A 26,279-nucleotide genomic window follows, 5' to 3' on the forward strand; every position below is an offset into this window, starting at 1 on the left:
CGTCTGCTCAAACGCGCAGGCAAAGCTTATCTAAATGTATTAATGAGTGTATCGAACAATGAGCGCGCAACTTGAATAATCTGTGCCGACGCATTGTAATACTGCTCAAACTTAATCAAATTTGCAGCTTCTTCGTCTAAGTTAACCGCAGACAGTGAATCGCGATTATCAGTCGACTGTTTAAGGATCGCGCCGGTCGCCACCTCATCTTGTCTTGCTTGAGCCGTTAATGTACCAACCCGCTCAACCATGTCACCATAACCATCAGTAAAGCTGACACCCGTAGTGACATCTTTAACATTGGCATCGACGCCCACTACTTGCTTGTTCTGCAAGTCAGCGAGTTTTAATGCGTTACGGTTATCTGAGACACCGTTCTGGTTAAAACCAACGGTAAACTGATCATTGTTTTGCGGACGGCCACTGATGGTTTGCTTGATGGTGAAGCTCTGCGCCACACCACCACTCACAACCTCAATCGCATAGCTCAGCTGATTGGTTTGTCCAGGTATAATTGGCAAGCCTGTGATGGTACCCGGTGCGGGCTGACCTTCAACAGGAATTGCAGTTATGGTGACACCAGCTGGTAATGGTGTGTTAAACACCATAGAGCCAGAGGCTTCATCGTAGCGTAAACCAATGTTGCCAACAGCTTTGAGGTTATCCAGTCTTAAATCATCAGCAACAAAATTTGCCTGCGGCAAGCTGTTTGGATCAAGCACCATCTCGACCGAGGGCTGACCAATGGCGCCGTTCCCTTTATTTTGCAATTCAGCACCGGCTTTAAATGGACCAGCGAAAGCCAGCTGATCAGCCTGATCCAGCACCACAGAAATATCCGTTGCGCCGCGACGCGTAGGTTCCAGCACAAAACGATCACCGGCCGCTGGCGTAACAGTCATCTGCAAGGTAAAACCTTGGTCGCGCCCTGCATTATCAGCAAAGCTCAGCACACCTGCATTATTGGTGACCGTCATCACGGCACCATCACTTAATCGTCGCGCCGTATAATTAGCACCATCAAAGTCCAGCTGATAATCGCTCGTGGTCAGCAACTTGGTGTTAGTAATATTCATAGCACCACTGGCATTACTGATGTTGTCTGCCAACGGGCGGACACGCAAAGCAGCCAGTTTCGGGTCATTCATATTATTAAAGAGATCAGCACCCACCCGCCCTTTTAGGTCCAGGCCTTGGCCAAGTTGGCTATTAATCTCGGAGCTGATACTCAGTGCTAAACGTCCCAGCGCATTCACTGTAGGGTCTAATACTTCTTCGCGATAACGCAATAAACCACCCACTTCACCGCCACTGATACTGCCGGTGATATTTTGACGTGAGCCGCCGCTGATGAAGTCAATCTCAAATTTATTCGGATCACCACGCCCCGGCACAGCTTGCAACTGATTAACCGTACCGCCCACAACCAAGGGCTGACCGCTACCAATTGAGAGGTTAAAGCTGTTGTCGTCTTGCACCACCACAGTCACACCAATAAAAGTCGACAACTGGCGTACGGCTTCATCTCGCGCGTCTAATAAATCATTAGGTTGTTGACCATTGGTACCTGCGCTGGAAATCGCCGCATTGAGACTGCCTACGGTTTGCGCTAAACGGTTAATTTGATCAGTAGTAGTCACCAACTGCTTATTGATAAAACTGTTTTGCGAGGTGATGTTGTCGTAAATATTATTAAAGCGCCGAGTTAAGCCTTCAGCCTCGGCCAATACCAATTGCCGCGCCGGAATATTGGCGGGGTCTTCAGCAGCGGTTTGCATCGCTGAAAACAGCGCTTGCAAGGATGGCGTAACTCCAGTGGTGGCGCCGGCCAATAAGCCATCAAGCTGATCAATTTGGCTTTTATACGCTTTAACATCGCTATTGAGCGCTGTGCTGGAACGCAACTGCGTGGTTAAAAACTCATTATAGCTGCGACGGATATCGGTCAGGCTGGTGCCTGAGCCAATATAACCGGCTCCGCTAAACTGCGGGGTACGTGTAGCCTGCACCGTATCTTGGCGTGTATAGCCCGGTGTGTTGATGTTGGAAATATTGTGCCCAGTCACCGATAGATTGGTTTTTGCAGCACTTAATCCCGATAATCCAATATTTAATAAGTCAGCCATAATTCACCTCAAGCCCGCACATTTGTACGCGGCATCTCAACATTTGCCACTTGTTGATAGGTATGCAAGTTCCGTGCAATCTGTGAAATCTTTTTTGCATAGTTTGGATCTGTGGCATAACCGGCCTGCTGTAGCTCACTTACAAAGCGCTCAGGATTGGCTGTAGATTGCAGCGCCTGCTTGTAACGGCCGTTGTTTTCTAAGAAGCTGACGTAGTCATTAAAACTTTGTTCAAATGAATCGTAGCTACGAAAATCTGCTTTTTCTTTAACTTTAGCGCCTTGCACAAACTCTGAAGTGGTCACCTTGGTAGAAGCACCATCCCAGCCATGGGCTTTAATACCAAATAAGTTGTGGCTGCTACCGCTTTCACTTCCACGAATAATGGATTTACCCCAGCCAGTCTCTAATGCAGCTTGCGCAACTAAGTAGCGTGGATCAACACCGAGTTTTTTTGCTGCTTGCTCAGCCATCGGCATCATGGTGGCGACAAACTCTTCTGGAGAAGCAAAAGTCTTACGGTTCAAATCAGCTTCTGTTGCGGTAACCGATGCAATGGCTTTACCCGTAATTTCTAAAGCATGTTCGCGTGGCGCTGGATAGCTGCGCGCGGCTTGCCAATCTTGACGTACTGGGTTGTTCTGCTGCGCTAAACCATTGGCTAAAGTCTCTTGAGCTGCAGCACCAATGCCAGCCAGCGAGCGCCCTGCCGCAGTGGCTGGTAAGGCTAAACGGCGTTGGTTAAGTAACGCAGTGTCATCACGCTGACTATTTAGGGACACATTGTTAAATTTAGGCTGCAGTGCGTTGAGGAGTGGAGCGGCTACCGGTTTTTCTGCAGCTGTCACTGGTGCAATCGCTTCTTGAGTAAAAGGATTCGCGGTACTGGGCTTGGGTGCTTGCGACAATTGGCGGGTTAAGACATCAGCCATACCCATGCCTTTACCTTGCGATAAGGTCACCGACAACTGTTGATCATACATATCGCGATAGGTTTTGCTTTCGTTAGTATTCATGAAGTTGTCATCCGCCAACACATCACCTGCAGCACGCATGGCTTTCATCATTTCGCCAAGAAACAATGATTCAAACTCTTGCGCGACCTTGCGAATATTGGCTTCACTGTCACGTCCCTCACCCACCTTAAGTTGGTGCAGACGGTTTAAGTCAGTATAAGCGCCGCTATCGGCTACGCTGGTGTTGTTGAAGTTCATAGCAACGTCCTCAAATCACAATCAGGTCAGCTTGTAGCGCGCCTGCTTGTTTAAGGGCTTCAAGAATCGCCATCAAGTCAGAAGGCGCAGCGCCCACTTGATTCACCGCACGGACAATTTCATCCAGCGTGGTGCCTGGGCCAAACTTAAACATCGGTTTGGCTTCTTGCGCTGCACTCACTTTAGAGCGCGGCACAATGGCTGTTTGGCCTTGTGAAAAAGGCTCTGGCTGACTAACAATTGGATCTTCCGTAATCACTACCGTCAAACTGCCGTGCGTCACTGCGGCTGGCTGTACGCGCACGTTTTGACCAATGACAATGGTACCGGTACGTGCATTAATAATGACTTTCGCAACAGCTTGGCCAGCTTCAATTTCTAAGTTTTCAATAATCGATAAATAATCCACGCGTTGAGTTGGATCTATCGGCGCAGAGACACGAATTGAACCTGCATCCATCGCCTGAGCAACGCGTGGGCCAAGCATGTCATTGAGTTTATCGACGATATTTTTAGCAGTAGTGAAATCTGGACGATTTAAATTCAAGGTTAAATAATCACCTTGGTTAAAACCGCTTGGTACTGCACGCTCAACCGTAGCGCCTGAAGGAATTCGACCTGCGGACGGAACATTGACGGTGATACGCGAACCATCAGCACCGCTGGCATCAAAACCGCCGACGACTAAGTTACCTTGCGCAATCGCGTAGACATTGCCATCAATCCCTTTTAGTGGAGCCATCAGCAAACTACCGCCGCGTAAGCTTTTCGCATTACCAATCGAAGACACCGTAATATCGATGGTTTGTCCTGGTCGTGCAAATGGCGGTAAGTCAGCATGAATCGAGACTGCTGCAACGTTTTTCAACTGTACGTTGCCGCCTGGTGGAACTTTAATGCCGAATTGCGCCAGCATGTTGTTAAAGGTTTGCACAGTGAAAGGGGTTTGCGTGGTCTGGTCACCGCTGCCGTTTAAACCTACGACCAAGCCATAGCCAATCAACTGGTTACTACGCACACCTTGGATACTGGCTAAATCTTTTAGCCGTTCTGCTTGAGCAAAGCTGCTAAAAAGCAGGGTTACAAGGCAGGCAATTAAATACTTAGGCATAATCATTCCTACCTTTAGAAAGGCCACAACGGACTAAGAAAGAAGCGGTCCAACCAACCCGGCTGACTGGCGTTAGCAAACGCGCCAGTACCTGAGTAAGTGATGCGTGCATCGGCGATGCGTGTTGAAGAGACCATGTTGTCGGTGCTGATATCGTCCGCACGAACAATTCCAGAAATACGCACCAGTTCATCACCGGTATTCAAGGTCAGCCACTTTTCTCCGCGCACGGCAAGCACGCCATTCGGGAACACTTCAGCAACAGTGACAGTGATGGAACCAGACAAACTGTTACTTTGACCTGTTTGCCCTGAACCTTTGGTTGAGCGCTTGGCGTCATAACCGGCTTCTAAGCTTAGATTATCGTTTGTCATACCCAGCGCACTAAGACCTGCCAAAGGGTTTTTCGGTGCCACAGCCATACCCAGAATATTGGGCACACCAATATCGACACTGCTGTCTTTTTGAATCTGTGAGTTGGCGTTTTTGCTGGCCTGGGTGCGTTCATTTAAGCTAATCGTAATGATATCGCCAACGCGAAACGCTTTACGGTCAGTGAAGTAGTTAGTGTCAAAGTCCGCTTGATAAATGGCACCATTGGTTTGCGTGGCCGGCAACGGAGTACGCGGCAGTACTGGCGCATAATAAGGATCATTCGGCTTCGGCGGCACTTGTACGCAGCCTACTAAAATCGAAGCCAAAACAGCACTAACCAGCATCATTGAACGTTTCATCAAATCACTCCACATCACTGTTTTAAAGCTGCTGAGTAATAAAGGACAGCATCTGGTCAGCGGTTGAAATCACTTTTGAGTTCATTTCATAGGCACGCTGGGTGGTGATCATATTCACCAACTCTTCAACCACACTGACGTTGGAGTTTTCCAAAGTATTCTGCAGCACGGTGCCTAGACCATTCAGACCTGGCGTGCCGTTTTGCGGCGCACCACTAGCGGCTGTTTCTAAAAACAAGTTATTACCAATGGCTTCCAAACCAGCCGGATTAACAAAATCGGTAATTTGAATATTTCCAACAATTTGCGCTTGCGGATTTCCAGCTGTTGTTACTGTCGCAGTGCCATCCTCCCCCACGGTAAAGGTGCGCACTTCTGGTGGTAAAACAATCGCAGGCTCAAGGGCAAAACCACTGGAGGTGACGACCTGCCCATCTGAACTGAGATGAAAGCTACCGTCACGACTATAGGAGACTGTGCCATCTGGCATTAATACTTGAAAAAAGCCACGGCCATTAATTGCCATATCCAGCGGTTGTTCAGTGGTTTGTAAACTACCAGGAGTAAAAATTTTCTGTGTACCAACGATGCGTACACCGGTACCCAACTGCAAACCACTCGGCAACTCACTGTCTTGACTGGATTGACCGCCTGGTTGACGGCGAATTTGATAGAGCAAGTCTTCGAACTCGGCACGATCACGCTTAAAGCCAGTAGTAGACACGTTGGCTAAGTTATTCGAAATCGTTGTGAGGTTCATATCCTGTGCGGACAAACCTGTTTTAGCGACCCAAAGTGCTGGAAGCATGATCATTCTCCTCGAGCGTCGACTTTATGACGCTACAAACCAAAATTGGCTAATTACTAACTTAACTGCATAACTCGTGCCACAGCTGATGAATTGTCCTCAGCCGTGCGCATCATTTTCACATGCAGCTCAAATTGACGTGATAACGACAGCATTGCCGTCATTTCTTCCACCGCATTGACGTTACTGGCCTCAGTAAAACCCGAGATTACTCGTGCATTGGCATCAGCTTCAAAAGGCTGCCCATCACGTGCGCGCACCAAACCATCAGCACTCTTTTCAAGCTGCTTAGGATCAGGCAACACCAACTTCAAGCGATCCACTTCAGCCATAACACTCGGCGCTTCACCTAATGCACGAATACTGATTGTGCCGTCTTGGCCAATTTCGACTTTCTGCTCTGGCGGAACAGCAATAGGGCCGGCATTGCCCATCACAGGCAAGCCAGACGCTGTGCGCAGCATGCCTAAAGCGTCAATCTGCAGACTGCCAGTGCGCACATAGGCTTCACTGCCATCAGCGGCTTGCACAGCCAGCCAAGCATCACCAACTGCCGCCACATCAAGGTCGCGCCCCGTTTCTTGTAATGAACCCGAGGTAAAATCTGTACCGGGTCGCTCACTCATGGCATAGGCTCGAGCGGGCAAACCATCACCAAACACTGGCATCGAACGGGCTTGGTCAAAGTCTCGTTTAAAGCCACTGGTGGAAACGTTGGCCAAATTGTTGGCATGCGCTTGTAACGCTTTTGTATTGTGGCTTGCGCCTGTCATGGAGATATAGAGCATCTTATCCATGGTAAATCCTCCGCGATGGGCAATTGACGCCCGTAGCTATGTATAAGGATTAAAGCAAGGAGTGTGCCAACTAAAAGCGGTCAGGAATCGACGAATAACGCCTAGAAATAGAAAAGCGGCAAGAGCTTGCCGCTTTATAGAGATGAAACAGTTCTGGGTGAGGACTTAATAAACGTATTTTTTAGAGCTGCATCGCAACGATACCAGCGACGATGCACGCCACACCAATCATGCCTTGTCTACCTAAACGCGAGTTAAATAGCATACGGTCTAACAGCACCGTACCTAGTACACCCATGCCGCCCCACACTGAATAGGCAATGCCTAGCGGGATGTCGCGCACAACAAAACTTAATAGAACAAAGGCGCTGATGATAGCCAGCAAACCGGCTAAGCCCCAAATGACTTTTTGAAAGCCTTTCGAGCGTTTAACGCAATAACAGGCCAATAGATCAAGGGACACTGAACCGATCAGTAAAGAGACTGGAACGATCATAGTGCCACCTCGCCTAAAGTTGAGCGGTGCGCAGGTTTAACTTGCATTCGGGCAACTTGCGCAGGCTTGTGTTTGTTTGCCTGTACAACAGGGAATGCTTCATCAGCGTCAGCTTTTTTACCCTTATCAAAGGTCACTAGCAGTAAACCCACTAGCATTAAAGCAATCGCAAACATTTCACCTAACGACAGATACTCGCCAAACAACACGACACCGGCAATACCAATCAGGAACAGACCTAGGCCTTCCCAAATCGCATAAGACACCGCCAATGGGATGTGCACAACAGCGCGTGAAAACGCATAAAACGAGAAAGAAATCATTAGCGCCATTACCAGATAACCAAAGATTGGCGAGCTAGTTGCAGCGTATTTCATACCTACTGTGCTTACCACCTCAGCAACGACGGCTAAAGCTAACATAAACCAGTAATACATTTTGAAACCCCTTAGGGATTCTCTGAAAAAGCACTTAAGTCATTGAATCAATTGACTTATAAGCAGCAGCTCTTTTAGAGCGTCCATAACTTCTAGATACAGCTATTCGCTTAAGCTTATAAACAGCTTAAGTGACTCTTTTATTAAAACTTATTAAGACATCGAGAGATGTGAGAGTTAAACCAGCTACAGACCGCCGCGCCAGCATTTCTCAAAGAGATAGAGCATAAAGAAGGGGGTGAAACTTGAACGCAAGGTAAACATTAAACCACTTTTGGGCGACTTCGATGCACGTAGTGTAGCATAAAAGCCCAGCCCCACCTAATTTAAAGTCAGATTTGACGCGTTTAGCCGCCGCCTAGAACGACTAAACCCTGTTAGAAGTTGCGTTTATAGAACAAATCCAATGAGTTAGCCAAACCACTGGCGGCTTCTAAATATAAGCGTTTGGTCAGCTCATAGCGCAGCGCCAAGGTACTGGCTGGCTCAAACACACCAACACCATAACGTAAGCTAATACGCTCACTGATACGCCCGCTGGCAACCACACTTGAGGTTAGACCACTGCCTTCACTTTCTAACAAAAAGTCCTGCACGCCAAAAACTTCCGCCACTTTATTGGTAATCGGCGCAGTACCCATTAAACCTAAAGCTAATGCAGCTTGGGCCATCACGTTACCGTCATCGCCGCCGCCTTGCAGTGGTCGTCCCAGTAGTAACCAAGACAAGGCTTGCTCTTGGCTCATCGCTGGTTTAGAAAAAATCTCACTGCGCGGTTGCGCAGCAGGGCCTGTTAACCGCAAACCTGCAGTGACATCACCGGTCACCCGCACCGCTTCAATGTCTAGAAAGGGCTGACTCAAAGGGCCGGCAAACAGCAAGCGTGCACGGCGCAACTCTAAACGTTGCCCATAGGCCCGATAGCGACCGTTGAGCAACTCCAGCATGCCTCGGCCGGCCAAATTGTCACCCACTTGCAAGCGCCCACGCAGATCCGCATTTAAACCAAAGCCTGAGAACCGCAAACGCTCGGCACCCACATTTAACACAATATCCATCGCCACTTGTAAGCCTGCTTCTGGCTCTGCTTGGCCAATCACCCGCGCATCAGGCGAGATGCGCACTGCCTGTTCAGGTAATTGCGGAATGGTGATTAAACCTTTAGGCACCGCAACTTCACCACTGATAAACAAACGCTGATCTTTTAAGCTCAGATGCAAATCAGGAGCAACCTCGATATTGGCATAAGGCTCCACCTGTAAAGGCAACTGCTGCCCCTTGATGTCTACATCAACCAACAACTGCTGCGCCCATTCCAGACGGCCATTGATAGTGCCTGAGCCATTCTCACCGCTGCGCCAGCCACCGTTTAACTGTAACTGCTCTCCCTTGATATCAGCGCGCAACTGCAGCTGCTCAAATGGCACCGGCAACTCACCACCACTGAGCTCAGCATCACGTACTTGCACAAAACCTGTGATATAAGGCGCCAACAAAGTACCGGCCAAGCTGCCACGGCCTTCCAGCACACCCTCCAGGGTTTCTACTTGAGCAATAAAGGGACGTAACGCTGATAAATCAACGTCTTTGATTAAGAAATGCCCACGCAATTTTTTCTCTGTCGAACGCGGATCAATTTCAGCAAGCAGTTCCAACTGACCGCTGTCGACACCTTGCACTAGCAGCTTAGAAACAATGTTTTGCGCGGTTAAGTCACTGCTAAGCTGCAGCGTTTGCCAAGCAAAGATTTGCCATTCTTCGTTATTTTTAACACGCAACTGGCCTTGTCCTGCGTCCAGTTTAACGGTGCCGAGCGGACCTTTATCCAGCAATTCAAGTTGGAAATCACCATTGACCTTGCCATCGACTTGCGCATCCTCTGGTAGCCAAGGCTGCAAGGTTGCCAACGGAAAATTCAGCAGATGGTAATCAATTTTAGTCTGTGGCAATAAGCGCTGCTCACCGGCACACAGACTTGACTGCCGATCTCTTAAGCAGTGCGCGGCGACTGTCAGTTCACCGTTTTTACGATAGTGAATTGCAGCTGGTTTTGCTAAAGCCCAGTTTTGCTCATGACTGCTTAACAGTAACTGCTGCAACTGCCCAAGCCAGTTGCCGTCTTGTAGCGCACCGCTCAACTTGAGCTGAGTTTCCAGCAAAGGGCCAGCCAAAGATAACTCACCGCTATGCGCCTCGAGCGAGCCCTGGCCGTCAATGTGCAACACACCCAATTCATTGTCACCCAGCCAAATGCGTTCAGCATCGACACTGAGCTGTGCGTGCTGCTTGGGCAATAGTTCGCCATGCAGGTTAATTTTGCCTACCCGGTTACCTTGATAAGCAATGCCACTGCCCTGCAGCTGCGCCACCGCTAAAGGCTCAGTCAAAGTTCCGGATAGTTTAATCTCACCATTGGCTTTACCAGCCAGGCCTGGCCAGATTTGCACAAGACGTGGCAATTCAATCTGTAGCTCGCCAGCCAAACGCTGATCAATCTGCGCACTGCCATAAATTCGGTTATCGCCAAAGCGCAGATCAGCACGTTCTAGCAGCCAAACAGCAGTCTCTTGGTCTTGTTGCACACCCTGCAACTCAAGCGCCAACTGCGCTAAAGAGCCGCGCAACTTGCCATTTAAATCAGCCTTGGCATCGACTTGCAGCTGTTGATCGCGCAGAAAACCTTGGCTATGAATCTTGCCGGCCAGCTCACCAGGTAATTCCGCCACCCAATACGCCGGATTAAGTTTGCTAACAATGACATCCGCCAGCCAGTCAACACCGTCGACAAAGCCAACAGTTGCTGTGCCCTGCAAACGCCCTTGTCCAGCCTCTACCAGCAACTCGCTTAACTGAACCTGCTGAAGGTTACCGTCAAACGCTGTGGTTACGGTAAAAGCACCCGCAGGCCCAGTTAAATCACCATTGAGCTGGCCTTGATAATCCCCTGCTTTATAGCTGACCTGACCTGCTAAAGTTTGCAGTTGCACCGGGATATCTTCTTGTTCAAGCAAGCTGTACCAAGGGAAATCCTGCCACTGCACCTGCGCTTCAGCCTCTATCTCTCGCTGCCAATTCACCGCTCCTGCAAGCGCAACAAACGCTTCCTCGCCAGCGCTTAAACGCAAAGCACGCAACTCTGCGCCACTGGCCTTAAGCAGTGCAGCAATGGTCAAGCGCATCTGTTCGGGCGTATTGGGCAACTGCGCCAGTCCAGCAATTTGATAGCCTTGTTGCAAGTCGCCGTTTAACTGCAGCAGCACATCAGCCAAAGTTAAGCTTGCAGGTAAATCTGCTACGGCTTTAAAAGATGGCACTTTAATAGATAACTGCGCCGGCAGGTTCGCATCGAGCGGCTGCAACTGCCCCTGCAGCTGTGCAACAAGATAACCCTGCGTTGTCGCATCGAGGATCAGCGCATGCAGACTGCCGCTCAGCTGCGCTTGCACATTGAGGTCTTCTGCATCAGGCATCGGCAGTTGTGCGCTGAGTTGTAAAGCCACTGGCCAATCACCGTTTGGCGTGATTTGACCTTTAGCTTGCAACGCATAGTCTTGGTACTTAAGCGCAATCTCGCCAACATCAATCACACCGTCCTGCCACTGTGCGCGCAAACCGGTATCACTGAGCAAGGACTCGCCATTGAGAATAAACTCACCCACCTGCACACGCTGTAATTCAATCGCAAAAGGCAGCTCTAGGCTGGGTAATTCAAGCGTGGCGGACGGCTCATCTTCAGCTTGTGCTGGCGGCAGAGTCAGTTCAAAACGCGCCACTTCGAGCACATCCAAACATAAGGTGCTGCGCAACAAGCAACTGGGGCGAAACTGCATGTGCGCATCGTTAAGTTGCACGAATAGATCGTCTTGTTGCCATTGCAATTGCTCAGCACGCCACTGCGTCAGCACGGCGCCTTGCCAACCTTGCACAGTCAAGCCTGGCACTTGATTGAGCAACCAACGGCTACCGCTTTGCGTCACCAGTAAGCTCACAGCCAAACCGAGCAGCAGCACAACCAGCAACAGCATACTCAAGACAATGCGAAGACTGATGTGCCTCATAACTCAGGCCCCATGGAGAAGTGGATGCGCCAGCCTTTGTCTTCATCGAAGGCATGAGCTAAGTCAAGGCGTAGCGGCCCAACTGGAGACACCCAGCGCACACCAAAACCAGCACCTGTGTTCATTTTGTCGCCAAGCGAATTAAACGCATTACCTTGATCAACAAAAGTAGCGATGCGCCAACGCTCAGCAATGCTGTACTGGTACTCAAGGCTGCCAGCAAACATATAGCGACCACCTTCCCGATTACCTTGATCATCGCGTGGCGATAACGTCTGATAATCATAACCGCGCACGCTTTGGTCACCACCGGCAAAAAAGCGCAGTGATGGCGGAACCTTGTCATAACTATTCGTGCCAATTGCACCAACTTGCGCACGTCCCAGCACTCGGTGTTTATCGGCAAAAGTTAACAAGCCTCGCGCAAGAGCAGTGACGTGCAGCACATCGGCATCGGCAACAAAGTCTTGTTTAGCGCCGCGCACATCCCACTGTAAACGGTAACCTTGGCTGGGATCTAAAGGCGAATCACTGCGCAACACCGAAAAACCAACACCTGGCATTAAAAAGCTGCTACGACCACTTTTGCCGTTTCGACCGAAATCATAATCCTCTTGTTCCCAGCGCAGCGAGACCACTCTGAGCCACTCACTGGGTAAACGCGCATGCCACTGCACACCAAGATTGATTAAGCGACTCTCAGCATCCACCAATTCTTCACGCTGATAACCGCTAGAAAAGCGCAGGTAGTCGGTTAAAGGAGCAGCCAAAGGGATTTGATACCAAGTAGAAACGTTTTGCCGCGGCTTGGATATTTCACTATCAAAACCGAGTTTATGCCCACTTGAGTTAACTCGGTGCCGCTCCCAACCTAAACGCCCACGCGGGCCAACATCGGTAGAAAAACCCAGACCAACACTGACAGTGCGCGGTTTGATCGCCTCTAAACTGACCTCAACAGGAATCTCGATAGGACCATCAGCGCTGCCGACTGCATCCACTCGCACCTGTTCAAAATAGCCCGTGGACTGCAGGTTTTGACTGAGCTTCGCAACTAACGCCGAGTTGTATGGCGTGCCTGGCGTAAAGGGCAGCAGACGCTCGAGCACATCTGGATCAATCTTGGCATGCTCAGAAAAACGGACTTCACCTAAGCGATAACGCGGACCACTTTCAAAGACTAAATGGATATCGGCAGCGCCGATTTGCGGATCAATGAGCAACTCACTTTTAGTGAAATCGGCAGCAAAAAAACCAAAACGCAGTGCCTGATTTTGCAACATGCTTTTCACATCGTCATAGGCGCTGTGATCAAGACGTGCACCGACCTTTAAGCGCTTATCATCTGGCACAGCAAAGGCTGGCAAATCGGCCGCTTCACCATTGACCTGAATATTAACTGTACGCAACCGCACTGGCTCGCCACGCTCAACCTCGACATACAAAACCGGCTCATCGCCTTCACTGATGCGCACCACAATCTGAGTTTGATAGTAACCAAGCGCCTGACTGGCTTTTTCGGCTTGCTGCTGAACTACTCGTTTCGCCGCTTGCAAAGTTTTAACATCGCCTTGCGAAAGGTTGGCTATATAGGCCTCAATATTTTTTTTCAGTAGCGCACTTTTAGGCGTAACCTGCACCTCTACACGGTTTGCTGCATAGACCACTGAGCCCAGTATTGAAATCGCGCTACAGAATAAAACAACCCAGAAAAAACGCAGATAGTGAAAAAAAATACAACACAATACACTCTGGGCTCTCGTTTCTAATCTACTCATTTAAACAACCATCACGACGCTATCGTTGCACTGTCATGCACCCGATTACGCCCAGCTTTTTTTGCAGAGTAGAGGGCAAGGTCTGCACTGTTCGTCACTTCAGTAATACTTGCTTGCCCTGGTATCCAGCTCGACACACCAAATGAGAGGGTGACAGCTTGCCCAATACTCGGACAAACATCACCGGCAATACGTAGGCGCAGTCGCTCAGCAGCGCTCTTCGCAAGATTCAAGTCGGTATGGGGTAATAACAGCATAAATTCTTCACCGCCAACGCGACAGACAAGATCACCTTCACGAGAGGATTCAAGCATATGCTTGGCGACAAACTGCAAAACTTGATCACCTATAGCATGACCAAAGGTATCATTCACCTGTTTAAAATGATCAATATCACACATAATTACCGAAAAAGGCTGTCGCTCAGCCTCCCATTCATTCAGCGTCGCTTGCATGCCGCGTCGATTTATCAAGCCGGTTAAGGGATCGGTAATATTTTCCATGCTCAGCTTACCCATCTTTTTATTCAGACCGGCCAAGCCCCTCAGCAACGCACGCCGCAGCTGTGACGCTTCAAAATACCACGCATGAATGCTAGCAATCTGTGCATTCATATTGGGCTTATCTAAAGATTCTGCGCTGCGTGCCAACTGCCAAAGTGGTCGAGAAATCCACTTTGACATCACCCATACCACGAACATAATCAGTAAAAAAAACGGGAAACTGTATTTCGCCACAGATAACATCTGTTGATTCATCCCCGACAACGTGGCATTCAAGGTGCGTTGCGTCACCACGCCCCAGCCAGCACGGGGTACCGAAGCATAGCCCGCTAACATCGCAATGTTTTGTGAGTTATTAAGCTGCATGCTACCAGACTGACCGGAAATCACCTGCTCTATCACAGGGTTACCTAAAACAATCTCACCCACGCGCTCAGATTCTTGGTGATAAATCAGCTTAGAGCTTTGATCAACCACATAAATATAAGCTTCATTAGAATGATAGTGTCGACCTATTAGAGACTGTAAGATGCTTTCTTCATGCAGATAAATGGTCCCACCAATAAAACCTAAATACTCATCTTTTGCATCAAATACAGGATGAGAAATAAATATCAATAAGCGACCTGTTACTGAAACATAAGGTGTGCTGATCAGAGGCTTACGTTCACGAAGTGCTTGCTTAGCACCTGGGCTGTCAATTTTATTGCCAAGTAAGTCTAAGGCTTTGGGTGTCACTGCAAGCGCTGTACCCTGAGTATTAATCACCCAGACCGAGTTAAAGCTGTCTGTTTGTTGTTTTAAACGAGTAACAATATGCTCAAGTTTAGCGGGATCCTGTTCAGCCAGCACCACGTCTTTTGCTGCAAAGGCTAGCTGTTGCTGCGCGGCAGACAAAAAATCCTCAATGCTATTGGCCATCTTAGCAGCGTAGGCTTGGTTGGTTTCTAACGTTTGCGCAATAAGTAGCTCACGCTGAGTTTGATGACTGGTGTAGAACGTATTCGCCAACACCAACATTGCTGTAGAGACCGTTAACAATAAAATCAATTGGCGTAAATTTAATTTCCACATGCAATGCTGGCTTCCAACGCTGTTTTGGATGATTGTTCAAGATGTGACTAACAGGAACACTTGGCGCAGCATAGCCAGATAATCGCTCAAGCTCTACGATTTAGTTATCCTTAGCGGCTTAACTTCATGCTCTACTCGTTTTTTCGTTCACCTATAAGGCGTCTTATGAAACTCATTTCTTTCAACATCAATGGCCTACGCGCACGCCCACACCAATTGGCAGAGTTAATTGCAACTCATCAACCCGATGTTATCGGCTTGCAAGAAATCAAGGTAGCAGATGAGCAGTTTCCTGAACAGATGGTACGTGATTTAGGCTATGAGGTTCATTATCACGGTCAGAAAGGCCATTACGGTGTTGCTCTGTTATCACGTTTAAAACCCTTAGCCATCCATAAAGGTTTCCCAGATGACGAAGACGACGCCCAGCGCCGCTTTATTTGGGGCGTTTATGCTGACAGTAATGGCACACCCATTACTGTGATGAATGGCTATTTTCCACAAGGCGAAAATATTAGCCATCCGACCAAGTTTCCAGACAAGATTAAATTCTATGCTGACTTACAAAATTTGCTTGAGACCCGCTTCACCCAAGAGGATGCCTTAGTGGTCATGGGTGATTTTAATATCTCCCCGCAAGATTGCGATATTGGCATTGGCGAGCACAATGCTAAGCGCTGGTTAAAAACCGGTAAATGCAGTTTTCAACCCCAAGAGCGCGAGTGGTTACAAAAGCTTAAAGACTGGGGACTCGTCGACAGTTTCCGTTATTTGCACCCAACTGTGGATGATCAATTTAGTTGGTTTGATTACCGTAGCCGTGGCTTCGAAGATCAGCCAAAACGTGGTTTACGCATTGATCTGATTATGGTTAGCCCAGCTCTGAAGCCGCGTTTACTCAATGCTGGTATTGATTACCAACTGCGCAGCATGGAAAAACCTTCTGATCACGCGCCCATTTGGTTAGAACTGCAGGCTTAACTATCATCATAATGAAAATCAATAAAGCATTAACACTAATAGTGATAACAAATCTATAAGGCTTGAGGATCAACGCTTCGGCCATTAGATTAAGGGATTGAATGCTACTCAGCTATTTTATAAACATAAGGGCGAGATATGACCATTGCCGATCAAACAATCCAAGCGCGTGAAGGTGAAGAGCTTGATGCTGCAGTGATTGCACGCTACCTCAAGCCACACCTCCCTCACTTAACAGGCGAACCAACAATTCGCCAGTTTCCTGGCGGTGCGTCAAATCTCACCTATTTACTCTCTTATCCTGAGCAAGATTTAGTCCTGCGCCGCCCGCCGCTGGGTAAAAAAGCCAAATCAGCACATGATATGGGGCGCGAGTTTCTGATTCTTAACCGTCTCAATGATGGTTTTCCTTATTGCCCAAAAGCCTATGTGCACTGCACTGACCCGTCAGTGATTGGTGATGAGTTTTATGTGATGCAGCGCGTTGAAGGCACCATCTTGCGCTCTGACATTCCTGCTGAGTTAAATTTAACGGCAGAAAAAACTAAAGCGCTGTGTGAAAGTTTCATCGACAAAATGGTTGAATTGCACCAAGTAGACTATGAGGCCTGTGGTCTTGCAGAACTGGGCAAACCTGAAGGTTATGTTGAGCGACAAATCAGTGGTTGGAGCGATCGTTATGAAAAAGCTCTAACGCCGGATGCGCCACTCTGGACTGACGTAAAAGCTTGGCTCAATGAAAAAATGCCAGCCGACCATCCTAAGCCAGGGATTATTCATAACGATTACCGTTTTGATAACGTGATTCTTGATCCCGATAACCCAATGCAAATCATTGGTGTGCTGGATTGGGAAATGACCACTATTGGCGACCCTTTAATGGATTTAGGCAACACCCTGGCCTATTGGATTGAAGCAACAGACCCTGCTCCAGTACAGATGATGCGGCGTCAGCCAAGCAATGCACCGGGCATGCTGACCCGTCAAGAATTTGTCGATTACTACGCGAAAAAATCCGGGATTGAAATCCCGTACTTTGACTTTTATTACACCTACGGCTTATTCCGCTTAGCCGGTATTGTGCAGCAGATTTACTACCGTTTTTATCACGGGCAAACCAAAGACAAACGCTTTGCATCCTTTGTACAGCTCAATGCTTTGTTAGAACAAATGGCGCTTAACGTCATAAAAAAATCAACGCTATAACGCCACTTCCAAGGGGAAAACCATGTCTAAAACTACAATATTTGATCTCGATGGAAAGATTGCTTTTGTCTCTGGTGCCAGTCGCGGCATCGGTGCTGCGATTGCCCAGTTACTGGCGCAACAAGGCGCACATGTGATTGTTTCCAGTCGTCGCATTGAAAGCTGTGAAGAAGTGGTTGCAACCATTACTGCTGCAGGCGGAAAAGCCACAGCGATGGCTTGCCATATCGGCGAAATGGAGCAAATCAGTGCCGTGTTTGCGCAGATTCGTGAGCAGTTTGGTCGTCTGGATATTTTAGTAAATAACGCCGCCGCGAACCCACACTTCGGTAATATTTTAGATACCGATCTCGGCGCATTCCAAAAAACCGTTGATGTCAATATTCGTGGTTATTTCTTTATGTCAGTCGAAGCTGGCAAATTGATGCGTGAGCATGGCGGCGGTAGCATTATTAACGTTGCTTCAGTCAATGGCGTATCGCCTGGACAGTTGCAAGGTATTTACTCGGTGACCAAAGCCGCGGTCATTAGCATGACCAAAGCGTTCGCCAAAGATTGTGCGTCTTTTGGCATTCGTTGCAATGCTCTGCTGCCAGGTTTAACCGATACCAAGTTTGCTTCAGCCCTGACTTCAAATGAAACTATTTTGAAACACGCCTTGCAAATCATCCCACTCAAGCGTGTGGCTAATCCAAGCGAAATGGCTGGTGCCGTGCTCTACCTCGCCAGCGATGCCTCAAGCTACACCACTGGCACAACCCTAACCGTGGACGGTGGTATGTTGGCTTAAGTCATAACACAGTAGTTCTCTGCTTTTATGCGTTCTAACCCACTGATATTCTGCGGTTAGAGCGCATTTTGCTTTCTAGGCTCTGGCGGACTGCGCTTGGGAGCGCGGGCGGCCCGCCCGCAACAGCTAACAACACCAAGCCGGCTGAAAATATTTAAGTGAGTCGCACCGCGCTGCAGCTGCTTTTCCGTCGATGAACCCATCCAGGGTTCAACTCCGGCGCTACGCCATCCATGGCTTCGCTCATCACAACTACAGCGCAGCACTCTTTGACTATTTGCATTGTTTGCAGAACCCTTATCTTGTGCTTGCGAGTACGCTTTCCTAAAAGCTGTCCACATAAATTGTACTGATTTTTCTATTCCGACATGAACAGCACACCCAAAGCGGGCGAGCCGTCCGCGCTCCCAGGCAGTGCAAACACAAACGATACCTGCGCAAAAAAATAGAGACATGCGCACGTCTAACGAACAACACAAAGAGTCAAAGCGAGCTGTACTGGGTCTGTGACAAGCGTAGCCATGGATGGCGCAGCGCCCGAATCGAGACAGGATGTCTTGCTGAGGGAAAAACAGATTCAGTACAGCTCGCACTGCCAATACGTAAACCGCTTTGAACAATAAGCAAAGTCTGCAGGTGTGTTTATCACACAGCGTGTTGCGGACAAGCCGCTTGCGCTCCCAGACAGTGCAAACGCAAACGATACCTGCGCAAAACAATAGAGACATGCGCACGCCTAACGAACAGCACAAAAGGTCAAAGCGAGCTGTACTGGGTCTGTGACAAGCGTAGCCATGGATGGCGCAGCGCCCGAATCGAGACAGGATGTCTTGCTGAGGGAAAAACAGATTCAGTACAGCTCGCACTGCCAATACGTAAACCGCTTTGAACAATAAGCAAAGTCTGCAGGTCGCTGGCATGGCCAGCTCATACAGGTGTGTTTATCACACAGCGTGTTGCGGACAAGCCGCTCGCGCTCCCAGGCAGTGCAAACACAAACGATACCTGCGCAAAAAAATAGAGACATGCGCACATCTAACAAACAGCACAAAGGGTCAAAGCGAGCTGTGCTGAGTCTGTGACAAGCGTAGCCATGGATGGCGCAGCGCCCGAATCGAGACAGAATGTCTCGCTGAGGGAAAAACAGATTCAGTACAGCTCGCACAGTCGCGTAGCAAGTAAGCAAAACCACACTGCAGATACACCGAAACAGCTGATAGTGCCCTTATTGAATAGCGGTAAGGTAAACTCAATCCTTGCTGCTCACATCAGCGCCCACGCGTCTTGTCATACGCCTCGTTGTTTTGTAACCGATAAAGGAACATCTGTGCGCCCCTCTTCCGATAGTAACTACCCTGCCCAGCACAAACCCAACTGGAAAATTATCGCCGGTCTATGGCCCTATCTGGCCGAATTCCGAGGACGAGTCGTATTAGCAGTGAGCATGCTAATCCTTGCCAAGGTCGCCACAGTCGCCACCCCAATTGCACTCAAATACATCATCGACTATCTAGACCAAAACCGCGGCGCGGACATGCTGTTATGGATCCCGCTGGTATTGGTTGTGACCTACGGTGCGCTACGCTTTGGTAGCACATTGTTCAGTGAGATGCGCGACGCCATCTTTGCCCGCGTCGCCGAACGCGCCATGCGCCGCGTATCTCTACGAGTGTTCCGTCATCTACACAACCGCGAACTGGCCTTTCATCTGGATCGCAAAACCGGCGGCCTCGCCCGTGACATCGAACGCGGCACCAATGGCATCAGTTTTCTGCTGCGCTTCACCTTGTTCAATATCGTCCCGACCCTGCTAGAAATCGTCATGGTCACCGGCATTTTATTGGTGGCTTTTAACGTCAGCTATGTCGTGGCCATCTTGGTGTCGGTGGTCATTTACGTAATCTTTTCCATCCGCGTCACCGAGTGGCGCACCAGCTTTCTGCGCGAAGCCAACAACCGTGACAATGAGTCAAACTCGCGTGCCATCGACAGCCTACTCAACTACGAAACGGTCAAATACTTCAACAACGAAGCGTATGAGGCCGAGCAGTATGATAAGGGTCTAGAACTGTGGGAGCAGGCACGCCTAAAAAACCGCTTATCTATGGCGGCGCTCAACACTGGACAGGCCTTTATTATTGGCGTCTCGCTGATTGTCATTATGGCCATGGCCGTGCGCGAAGTGGCCAGCGGACAGATGACCTTAGGTGACTTCACCATGGTCAACGCCTACCTGATTCAACTGTTTATTCCGCTGAATGCGCTGGGCTTTGTCTACCGTGAAATCCGCCAGTCATTGGTGAACGTGGAACGTCTATTCGGCCTGTTAGGCGACAAGCCTGTTATTGAAGATGCCGCTGATGCGAAACCCCTAACGGTGAGCCAAGGTGAAGTCGCGTTCCGCGATGTGCACTTCAGCTACCGTCCTGATCGAGCCATTTTAAAAGGCGTGAGCTTTACCATCCCCGCAGGCCATACTCTCGCTGTAGTCGGTGCCAGTGGCGCAGGCAAATCGACTTTAGCGCGACTGTTGTTTCGTTTTTTTGATGTGGACAGCGGCAGCATCAGCATTGATGGTCAAGATATCCGTCACATCAGCCAAGATAGTCTGCGCACAGCCATTGGCGTGGTGCCACAAGATACCGTGCTATTCAACGATACCATCTACAACAACTTGGCCTACGGCCGTCCGAGTGCCAGCGAAGCGGAAGTTAAGTACGCTGCTCGCCAGGCGCACTTGGATGATTTTGTTAATAGTTTGCCTGATGGTTATGACACTAAAGTTGGTGAGCGCGGTTTAAAGCTCTCTGGCGGTGAAAAACAGCGAGTTGCCATCGCTCGCGTACTACTGAAAAACCCACCACTGCTGATTCTTGATGAAGCCACTTCGTCGCTCGACTCCATTTCTGAGCAAGTGATCCTCGACGCACTTAACGAAGTCAGTCGTCAGCGCACCACTCTAGTGATTGCCCACCGTTTATCCACAATCCGCGATGCAGATACCATTTTGGTTATGGAGCAAGGCGAGATTGTCGAAAGCGGCAGCCACAACGAACTACTAGCCCACGACGGCTACTACGCCAGACTTTGGCAACAACAGCAGCACAAGGTTGACGAGGTGTCTGCACTCTAAAAAAGACTGACGCAAAACCGACTCACCATGCAATGGTTCAGCGCAAGCGGAACAGGGCCTGTGACCAGTGCCGCCACAATGCGGGCGAGCCGCCCGCGCTTCCAAACGACACCAAAACTCGCAATACCTGTGTAATAAATAGAGACATGCACACATCTAACAAACAGCACAAAGGGTCAAAGCGAGCTGTGCTGAGTCTGTGACAAGCGTAGCCATGGATGGCGCAGCGCCCGAATCGAGACAGGATGTCTCGCTGAGGGGAAAACAGATTCAGTACAGCTCGCACAGCAAATACGTAAACCGCTTTGAACAGTAAGCAAAGTCAGCAGGTTGCTGGCATCACCAGATCATAAAAAAACACGAATCCAACAGCGTGTTGCGAGCGAGCCGCCCGCGCTCCCAGATAGAAGCCCCCGCATACCCAGATAGAAGTGCCATACTCCTCAGATAGAAACTCGCGCGCACCAAGATAACGGTGCTAACAGGCCAATGATTTAAGCCAAATGCCCAATCACAATATCCATCAACTCATTGGTGATTTCATCTTGGCGTACGCTGCTAAGCTCCTGCTGCACAGCCTCTAACTGCTCATCCACCGATTGCTCGGCCTGTTGCATCAAGGCTAAACGCGTCGCATTTTCCGTCACCATGGCTTCTGCCGAAGCGCGAAACACACTAGCAAACACATGATTACGAATCAGCGAAGCCAATAAGGCCTCAGCATCCATTGTGTAATCCGGTAGCGAACGCGAGTTCCAGCGTTGTTGCGGTTGCAGCAACGCTTTATCCAAGGGCAATAAGTTACGGGTCACGGTTTCTTGATAACCATGTTCTGCGCGCTGAGTGAACACCAAGTTCACCGCCAAATGCGCCAGCGACTGACCACTGCCAAGCCGCTCAATGCGCATGACAATATCGCCAGCTAAACGCCCCACACCATCCGCTGAAGCAGGCGGCATCAGCACCACATCAGGGGTGAAGCCCAGCTCCAAAAGCGCATTGGCCATGCGTGAGCCAATACAGAGAATATGCTGTTTGAGTATCGGTTGAGCTTGAGTGTACTCAGCCACTTTATTGGCCAGCAGTTCATTGTAATTGCCGCATAGACCATGATCAGAACCAAACACCACCAGCAAACGCAAATTGGGCTGTACTGCTTCTGTCAGCAGACTGACACCACCTGTGCGATGCACAAAAGCAGCCAAGCCCTGTAAAAGCGTTTGCTGATATAGCTCAATCGACTGCGCTGCCTGCTCATAAGGCGCAGCGTTAATGGCCGACAAGGTTTTCATGGTATGCACAATGCCGCGAATACTGGCCAGGGTGTCATTTTTACGCGACAGATGCTCTAAGGTTTGCGCCATTTACTTGCTCACTCCTGTCCTGCATTTGTCGCGCTAACAAGCGTCGCCAAGGCTTCCTGCGCGCAAGCAACAATCAAGGCATGATCATCATCTTGCAGTGTTTGATTGTCAGCGATGCGTTGTTCAATCACCGCCAGTTTCTGCTGCGCTGCTTCTCGCACTAAACCCATCGCCTGACTAATCTGCTGCTCACTGAACTGATCAAACAAGCCTTCCATCGCCGCCACCAATACGGCTAACTGCTCAACTGCCGGCATCGGATCACGCTCAGCTTGGCGCAAGGCTGTACGTACGGCAGAGCCTCGGGCTAAACGCGCCCGGGTGACATCATCAAGACGCGTGCCAAAACGCGCAAAATCTTCTAACTCTTCAAATTGCGAAAGCGTCACGCGCAAGTTGCCTGACACGCCACGTAACGTGCGATTCTGCGCCTTACCACCGACTCGCGACACCGACAAACCTAAATCCACTGCGGGGAATTGGTTTTTACGCACCAACTGTGGGGACAAATAAATTTGCCCATCCGTAATAGAAATAAGGTTCGTTGGAATATAAGCCGAGAGGTTACCCGCTTGGGTTTCCACCACGGGTAAAGCAGTAATTGAGCCGCCACCGATCTCTGCGCCAAACTGCCCAGCACGCTCTAAAAGACGCGCATGCACATAGAAAATATCGCCAGGAAAGGCTTCACGGCCTGGAGGGCGGCGCAGTAATAATGACAACTCACGGTACGCGCGCGCATGATGCGTCATATCATCAAGAATCAGTAAGACATCTTTACCTTGCGCAGAAAAATATTCAGCCATAGTCATCGCCGCATAAGGTGCGATATACGACAATCCAGGCGACTCTTCATCACCGCTACTCATGACAATACTGCGTTGCAACATGCCGCCATCTTTTAGTGCACGAATCACCCGTGCCACCGCATCACCACGCTGACCAATCGCGCAATAAATACAAATCACCTCGGTGCGTGCTTGATTGAGCATGGTATCAATGGCAATCGAGGTTTTACCGGTTTGACGGTCACCAATAATCAGCTCGCGCTGCCCTAAACCGACAGGAATCGCCGCATCAATGGCTTTCAGTCCCGTGGCCAACGGCCTAAAGATGGGTGTGCGATTAAGAATGCTCGGTGCTTCAGCCTCAACCGGATGCTCAGCCACTGCAACAATAGGACCTAAGGTGTCGCGAGGACGCCCGATGGCATCAACAATACGGCCTAGCAGCCTAGGCCCCACCGGCACACTGACCACTTTGCGGGTGCGATAGACCGCCTCACCTAAACGAATATGCTCCGATGGCCCAAGCAAAATAACGCCTAAACGTCCGGGCTCCAAGTCGAGCACAACACCTTGCACACCACTGGCAAAAATCAGTAACTCATCCGCCAGCGCACGGGCTAACCCCGAGACAATGGCCACACCATCAGCCACTTCAGTCACGCTACCGGTCTCAGTCAAAAGCGCCGTCGGTGCTGGGCTGTTAACCAAGCTCTCAACCCAGCTCGCAAAGGGATCTGTAGACTCAGCAGCAGAGCTGTTATCAAGCAGACTCACGGTTATCTCCTTAGCGCTCATCGCTGCGCAGACGCACAGCCGCACTATTAGCGGCCTGCTGCGTCAATAGCTCAGCCAAACCATCCATATAGCTATCGGTGGTCCACGACACTTGCGCACCACCGACCTGCATGATTAAACCGGGCGCCTGCTGCGCGTCAGTCGCAAAGCTTAAGCGCACCTGCGGTAGCCACTTCTGCACTTCTTCTTGCAGCAATTGTTGTGTGCTCACAGGTAAGGCGTCACGGGTGGTCACCTGCGCGTACTGGCTGCCTGCTGAGGCCTGAATCAACTCAGCTGCCATGGGCTGCAACTGCCTACCAATATGACGCACGATAGCCTCTTCTAATGTTGCATCGGCCAACTCATGCAATGCTTTGCGAGTTAATTTCAATAACGCCTCGGCGCCTGTTTGCTGCAAACGCGCATTAAACACCTGACGCTCATACTCAAGATGCTTGCGCCAATCTTTTTGCTCTTGCTGTAAGGTACTGCGCGCTTGCGCCAACAAGGCATCACGCTTACTTTCAGTTGCAGCTAAGGCTTCTTTGAGCAACGCATCGTGCTCAGAAACAATTTTTGCACGCTGCTCGATGTATTGGCTTTCAGCAGCTTTAGCGTGCTGCTGCGCTTGTTCAGCATCGGCCATACGTCGGGCAATTTCTGCTTCACGGGCATCAATACCATCTAAAATCGGACGATAAAGAAAACGTTTCAGCAGCCACAGCAACACTAAAAAGTTAGCAATTTGTGCCAGAACGGTTATCCAATCAATCGACATAAGTCTTTACGCTCCCGCTGCTGCCTGCATGGCATCCCAAAACGGGTTAGCAAAAATCAGAATCATCGCCACCACAAAGCAATAAATCGCCGTGGACTCAATCATCGCCAAGCTGACAAACAAGGTGCGCGATAAGGTTGGTGCAGCATCAGGCTGCTGAGCAATCGCCGCAATCGCCGCAGCAGCAGCACGGCCTTCACCTAAAGCGGGGCCAAGTGAGCCAATCGCGATAGTAAAACCCGCGGTAAAAATAGAAATGGCGGCAATCAACGCAAGGTCAGTCATGTTTTTTATCCTTTTCAGAGGTTTTGACAGGTATTTCTGCCATCGCAGAAGAAATATATACAGTAGCTAAAATGGCAAAGATATAGGCTTGAATAAAGCCAGTCAGCAGGCCGAGCATGTCCATCACCACGGGAAAAAAGAATGGCGCAATGCTCAGTAAAATCGCGGCAATCACCGCGCCGCTCATCACATTGCCATACAAGCGAATGGCCAGCGACACACCCCGTGAAAACTCGCCGATGATATTAAACGGCAACATAATCGGTGAGGGCTCAATAAACTTGTGTAGATATTGACGCACGCCACCATTGACGATACCGAACAAAGGAATCGCCACCAGTACCGATAACGTCAGCGCTACCGTGGTTGACAAGGATGAGGTCGGCGGCGCAAAGCCAGGAATCACTGTGAGCAGATTGGATACGGCTATAAACAGAAATAAAGTTCCAGCAAAATACAACACATGACGTGCGCCGCTGCGGGTGACTTCTTCAATCTGTCCTTGGATCATCGTGACAATCAATTCAAGCGCGCTGCGCCAGCGCCCAGGAGCTTTATCCGCACGTAGATTACGGGTCACCAGCATCGAAATGCCGACCAACAACACCATCACAATCCAAGTATTAACAATCGTTGCACTCACTGGCCAACTGCCGAGGGTAAAAACGATGGTCTGATCGGGACTCAGTTGCATTTATACGCCCTCCTGTTTAACCAAATGCGTTGCTGGACTGATCTTTGCTCGCAACACAGCCAAAACACGCACCAACAAAAATACCAGCATATAACCGACCAAAGACCATAAGCTGTTGGTGAAGCGGATTAACACAAACGCTATCGCGAGCAACAGCGTCATCCGCACAAAAAAGCTCAGCAGCAATACACCACCTGGGCTAGTTGAAGCTAACGCCAAACGCATGCCCCAATTTAAACCGTAAAAAAACAGCACACTGATCGGCAAGCCAATGACGGCACCCAAGAGTATTGCTGTTGTATTTATCTCTATCACGCACCCTCTCCTTAAAACCTGCAGCGCTTAAC

General features: G+C 49.6%; 21 protein-coding genes. 4 read left to right on the forward strand and 17 right to left on the reverse strand.

Annotation, left to right across the window (positions count from 1 at the left end; genetic code table 11):
• Nucleotides 1-26: 26 nt before the first annotated feature.
• From flgK to H591_RS0104300, 11 genes are all read right to left on the reverse strand, one after another.
• Nucleotides 27-2,126 carry a flagellar hook-associated protein FlgK gene (gene flgK / locus H591_RS0104250; RefSeq protein ID WP_022965709.1) on the reverse strand — a complete coding sequence of 700 codons (2,100 nt, stop codon included), beginning with the start codon at nucleotides 2,124-2,126 and terminating at the stop codon, nucleotides 27-29.
• Nucleotides 2,127-2,134: 8 nt separating this feature from the next.
• Complete coding sequence (gene flgJ, locus H591_RS0104255) at nucleotides 2,135-3,340, reverse strand: flagellar assembly peptidoglycan hydrolase FlgJ (protein WP_022965710.1); 1,206 nt, start codon at nucleotides 3,338-3,340, stop codon at nucleotides 2,135-2,137.
• Between the two features lie 10 nt (nucleotides 3,341-3,350).
• A complete protein-coding gene (locus tag H591_RS0104260; protein WP_028244165.1) occupies nucleotides 3,351-4,457 on the reverse strand; it encodes a flagellar basal body P-ring protein FlgI in 1,107 nt (368 codons plus the stop codon).
• Between the two features lie 8 nt (nucleotides 4,458-4,465).
• Nucleotides 4,466-5,185: a flagellar basal body L-ring protein FlgH gene (gene flgH, locus H591_RS0104265; protein ID WP_022965712.1), complete on the reverse strand. Its 720-nt coding sequence runs from the start codon at nucleotides 5,183-5,185 to the stop codon at nucleotides 4,466-4,468.
• 22 nt (nucleotides 5,186-5,207) lie between these two features.
• Nucleotides 5,208-5,993 carry a flagellar basal-body rod protein FlgG gene (flgG, locus tag H591_RS0104270; RefSeq protein ID WP_022965713.1) on the reverse strand — a complete coding sequence of 262 codons (786 nt, stop codon included), beginning with the start codon at nucleotides 5,991-5,993 and terminating at the stop codon, nucleotides 5,208-5,210.
• Nucleotides 5,994-6,049: 56 nt separating this feature from the next.
• A complete protein-coding gene (locus tag H591_RS0104275) occupies nucleotides 6,050-6,790 on the reverse strand; it encodes a flagellar basal body rod protein FlgF (RefSeq protein ID WP_022965714.1) in 741 nt (246 codons plus the stop codon).
• A 181-nt stretch (nucleotides 6,791-6,971) separates the two neighbouring features.
• Nucleotides 6,972-7,286 (reverse strand): DMT family transporter, encoded by a 315-nt coding sequence (locus H591_RS0104280; protein WP_022965715.1) that lies wholly within the window; start codon nucleotides 7,284-7,286, stop codon nucleotides 6,972-6,974.
• Nucleotides 7,283-7,723, reverse strand: a complete 441-nt coding sequence (locus H591_RS0104285; protein WP_022965716.1) for a DMT family transporter — start codon at nucleotides 7,721-7,723, stop codon at nucleotides 7,283-7,285. Before H591_RS0104285 ends, H591_RS0104280 begins: the two co-directional genes overlap by 4 nt.
• A gap of 377 nt (nucleotides 7,724-8,100) precedes the next feature.
• The gene (locus H591_RS0104290) at nucleotides 8,101-11,781 is read right to left on the reverse strand and encodes a translocation/assembly module TamB domain-containing protein (protein WP_022965717.1); all 3,681 of its coding nucleotides are present in this window, start codon (nucleotides 11,779-11,781) and stop codon (nucleotides 8,101-8,103) included.
• Nucleotides 11,778-13,559 (reverse strand): autotransporter assembly complex protein TamA, encoded by a 1,782-nt coding sequence (locus H591_RS0104295; protein ID WP_084702559.1) that lies wholly within the window; start codon nucleotides 13,557-13,559, stop codon nucleotides 11,778-11,780. The genes H591_RS0104290 and H591_RS0104295 overlap by 4 nt, the downstream gene beginning before the upstream one ends.
• An 11-nt stretch (nucleotides 13,560-13,570) precedes the next feature.
• The gene (locus H591_RS0104300) at nucleotides 13,571-15,136 is read right to left on the reverse strand and encodes a sensor domain-containing diguanylate cyclase (RefSeq protein WP_022965719.1); all 1,566 of its coding nucleotides are present in this window, start codon (nucleotides 15,134-15,136) and stop codon (nucleotides 13,571-13,573) included.
• A 165-nt stretch (nucleotides 15,137-15,301) separates the two neighbouring features.
• On the opposite strand from H591_RS0104300, the gene xthA reads away from it, so the two are divergent.
• The 4 genes from xthA (at nucleotide 15,302) to H591_RS0104320 (ending at nucleotide 21,246) form a co-directional block, all read left to right on the forward strand.
• On the forward strand, nucleotides 15,302-16,117 hold the full coding sequence (xthA, locus tag H591_RS0104305; RefSeq protein ID WP_022965720.1) for an exodeoxyribonuclease III: 816 nt from the start codon (nucleotides 15,302-15,304) through the stop codon (nucleotides 16,115-16,117).
• A gap of 138 nt (nucleotides 16,118-16,255) precedes the next feature.
• Nucleotides 16,256-17,323, forward strand: coding sequence for a phosphotransferase family protein (locus H591_RS0104310; protein ID WP_022965721.1), 1,068 nt, complete (start codon nucleotides 16,256-16,258; stop codon nucleotides 17,321-17,323).
• A gap of 22 nt (nucleotides 17,324-17,345) precedes the next feature.
• Nucleotides 17,346-18,113 carry an SDR family oxidoreductase gene (locus H591_RS0104315; protein ID WP_022965722.1) on the forward strand — a complete coding sequence of 256 codons (768 nt, stop codon included), beginning with the start codon at nucleotides 17,346-17,348 and terminating at the stop codon, nucleotides 18,111-18,113.
• Nucleotides 18,114-19,440: 1,327 nt separating this feature from the next.
• Nucleotides 19,441-21,246, forward strand: coding sequence for an ABCB family ABC transporter ATP-binding protein/permease (locus H591_RS0104320; protein ID WP_022965723.1), 1,806 nt, complete (start codon nucleotides 19,441-19,443; stop codon nucleotides 21,244-21,246).
• A 494-nt stretch (nucleotides 21,247-21,740) separates the two neighbouring features.
• On the opposite strand, the gene H591_RS0104325 is transcribed toward H591_RS0104320, so the two are convergent.
• Genes H591_RS0104325 through H591_RS0104350 form a run of 6 tightly spaced genes read right to left on the reverse strand, consistent with a single transcriptional unit; the run spans nucleotide 21,741 to nucleotide 26,247 of the window.
• Complete coding sequence (locus H591_RS0104325; RefSeq protein ID WP_022965724.1) at nucleotides 21,741-22,610, reverse strand: F0F1 ATP synthase subunit gamma; 870 nt, start codon at nucleotides 22,608-22,610, stop codon at nucleotides 21,741-21,743.
• An 8-nt stretch (nucleotides 22,611-22,618) separates the two neighbouring features.
• On the reverse strand, nucleotides 22,619-24,172 hold the full coding sequence (locus tag H591_RS0104330) for a F0F1 ATP synthase subunit alpha (protein WP_022965725.1): 1,554 nt from the start codon (nucleotides 24,170-24,172) through the stop codon (nucleotides 22,619-22,621).
• A gap of 10 nt (nucleotides 24,173-24,182) precedes the next feature.
• Entirely contained in the window at nucleotides 24,183-24,953 is a 771-nt protein-coding gene (locus tag H591_RS0104335; RefSeq protein WP_022965726.1) for a F0F1 ATP synthase subunit B family protein, read from the reverse strand.
• Between the two features lie 6 nt (nucleotides 24,954-24,959).
• A complete protein-coding gene (locus H591_RS0104340; RefSeq protein WP_022965727.1) occupies nucleotides 24,960-25,238 on the reverse strand; it encodes a F0F1 ATP synthase subunit C in 279 nt (92 codons plus the stop codon).
• The gene (locus H591_RS0104345) at nucleotides 25,231-25,932 is read right to left on the reverse strand and encodes a F0F1 ATP synthase subunit A (RefSeq protein ID WP_022965728.1); all 702 of its coding nucleotides are present in this window, start codon (nucleotides 25,930-25,932) and stop codon (nucleotides 25,231-25,233) included. The genes H591_RS0104340 and H591_RS0104345 overlap by 8 nt, the downstream gene beginning before the upstream one ends.
• A complete protein-coding gene (locus H591_RS0104350) occupies nucleotides 25,933-26,247 on the reverse strand; it encodes an N-ATPase subunit AtpR (RefSeq protein ID WP_022965729.1) in 315 nt (104 codons plus the stop codon). It abuts the gene before it with no gap.
• Nucleotides 26,248-26,279 lie beyond the last annotated feature (32 nt).

The organism is Denitrificimonas caeni DSM 24390 (assembly GCF_000421765.1).
Classification (GTDB): domain Bacteria; phylum Pseudomonadota; class Gammaproteobacteria; order Pseudomonadales; family Pseudomonadaceae; genus Denitrificimonas; species Denitrificimonas caeni.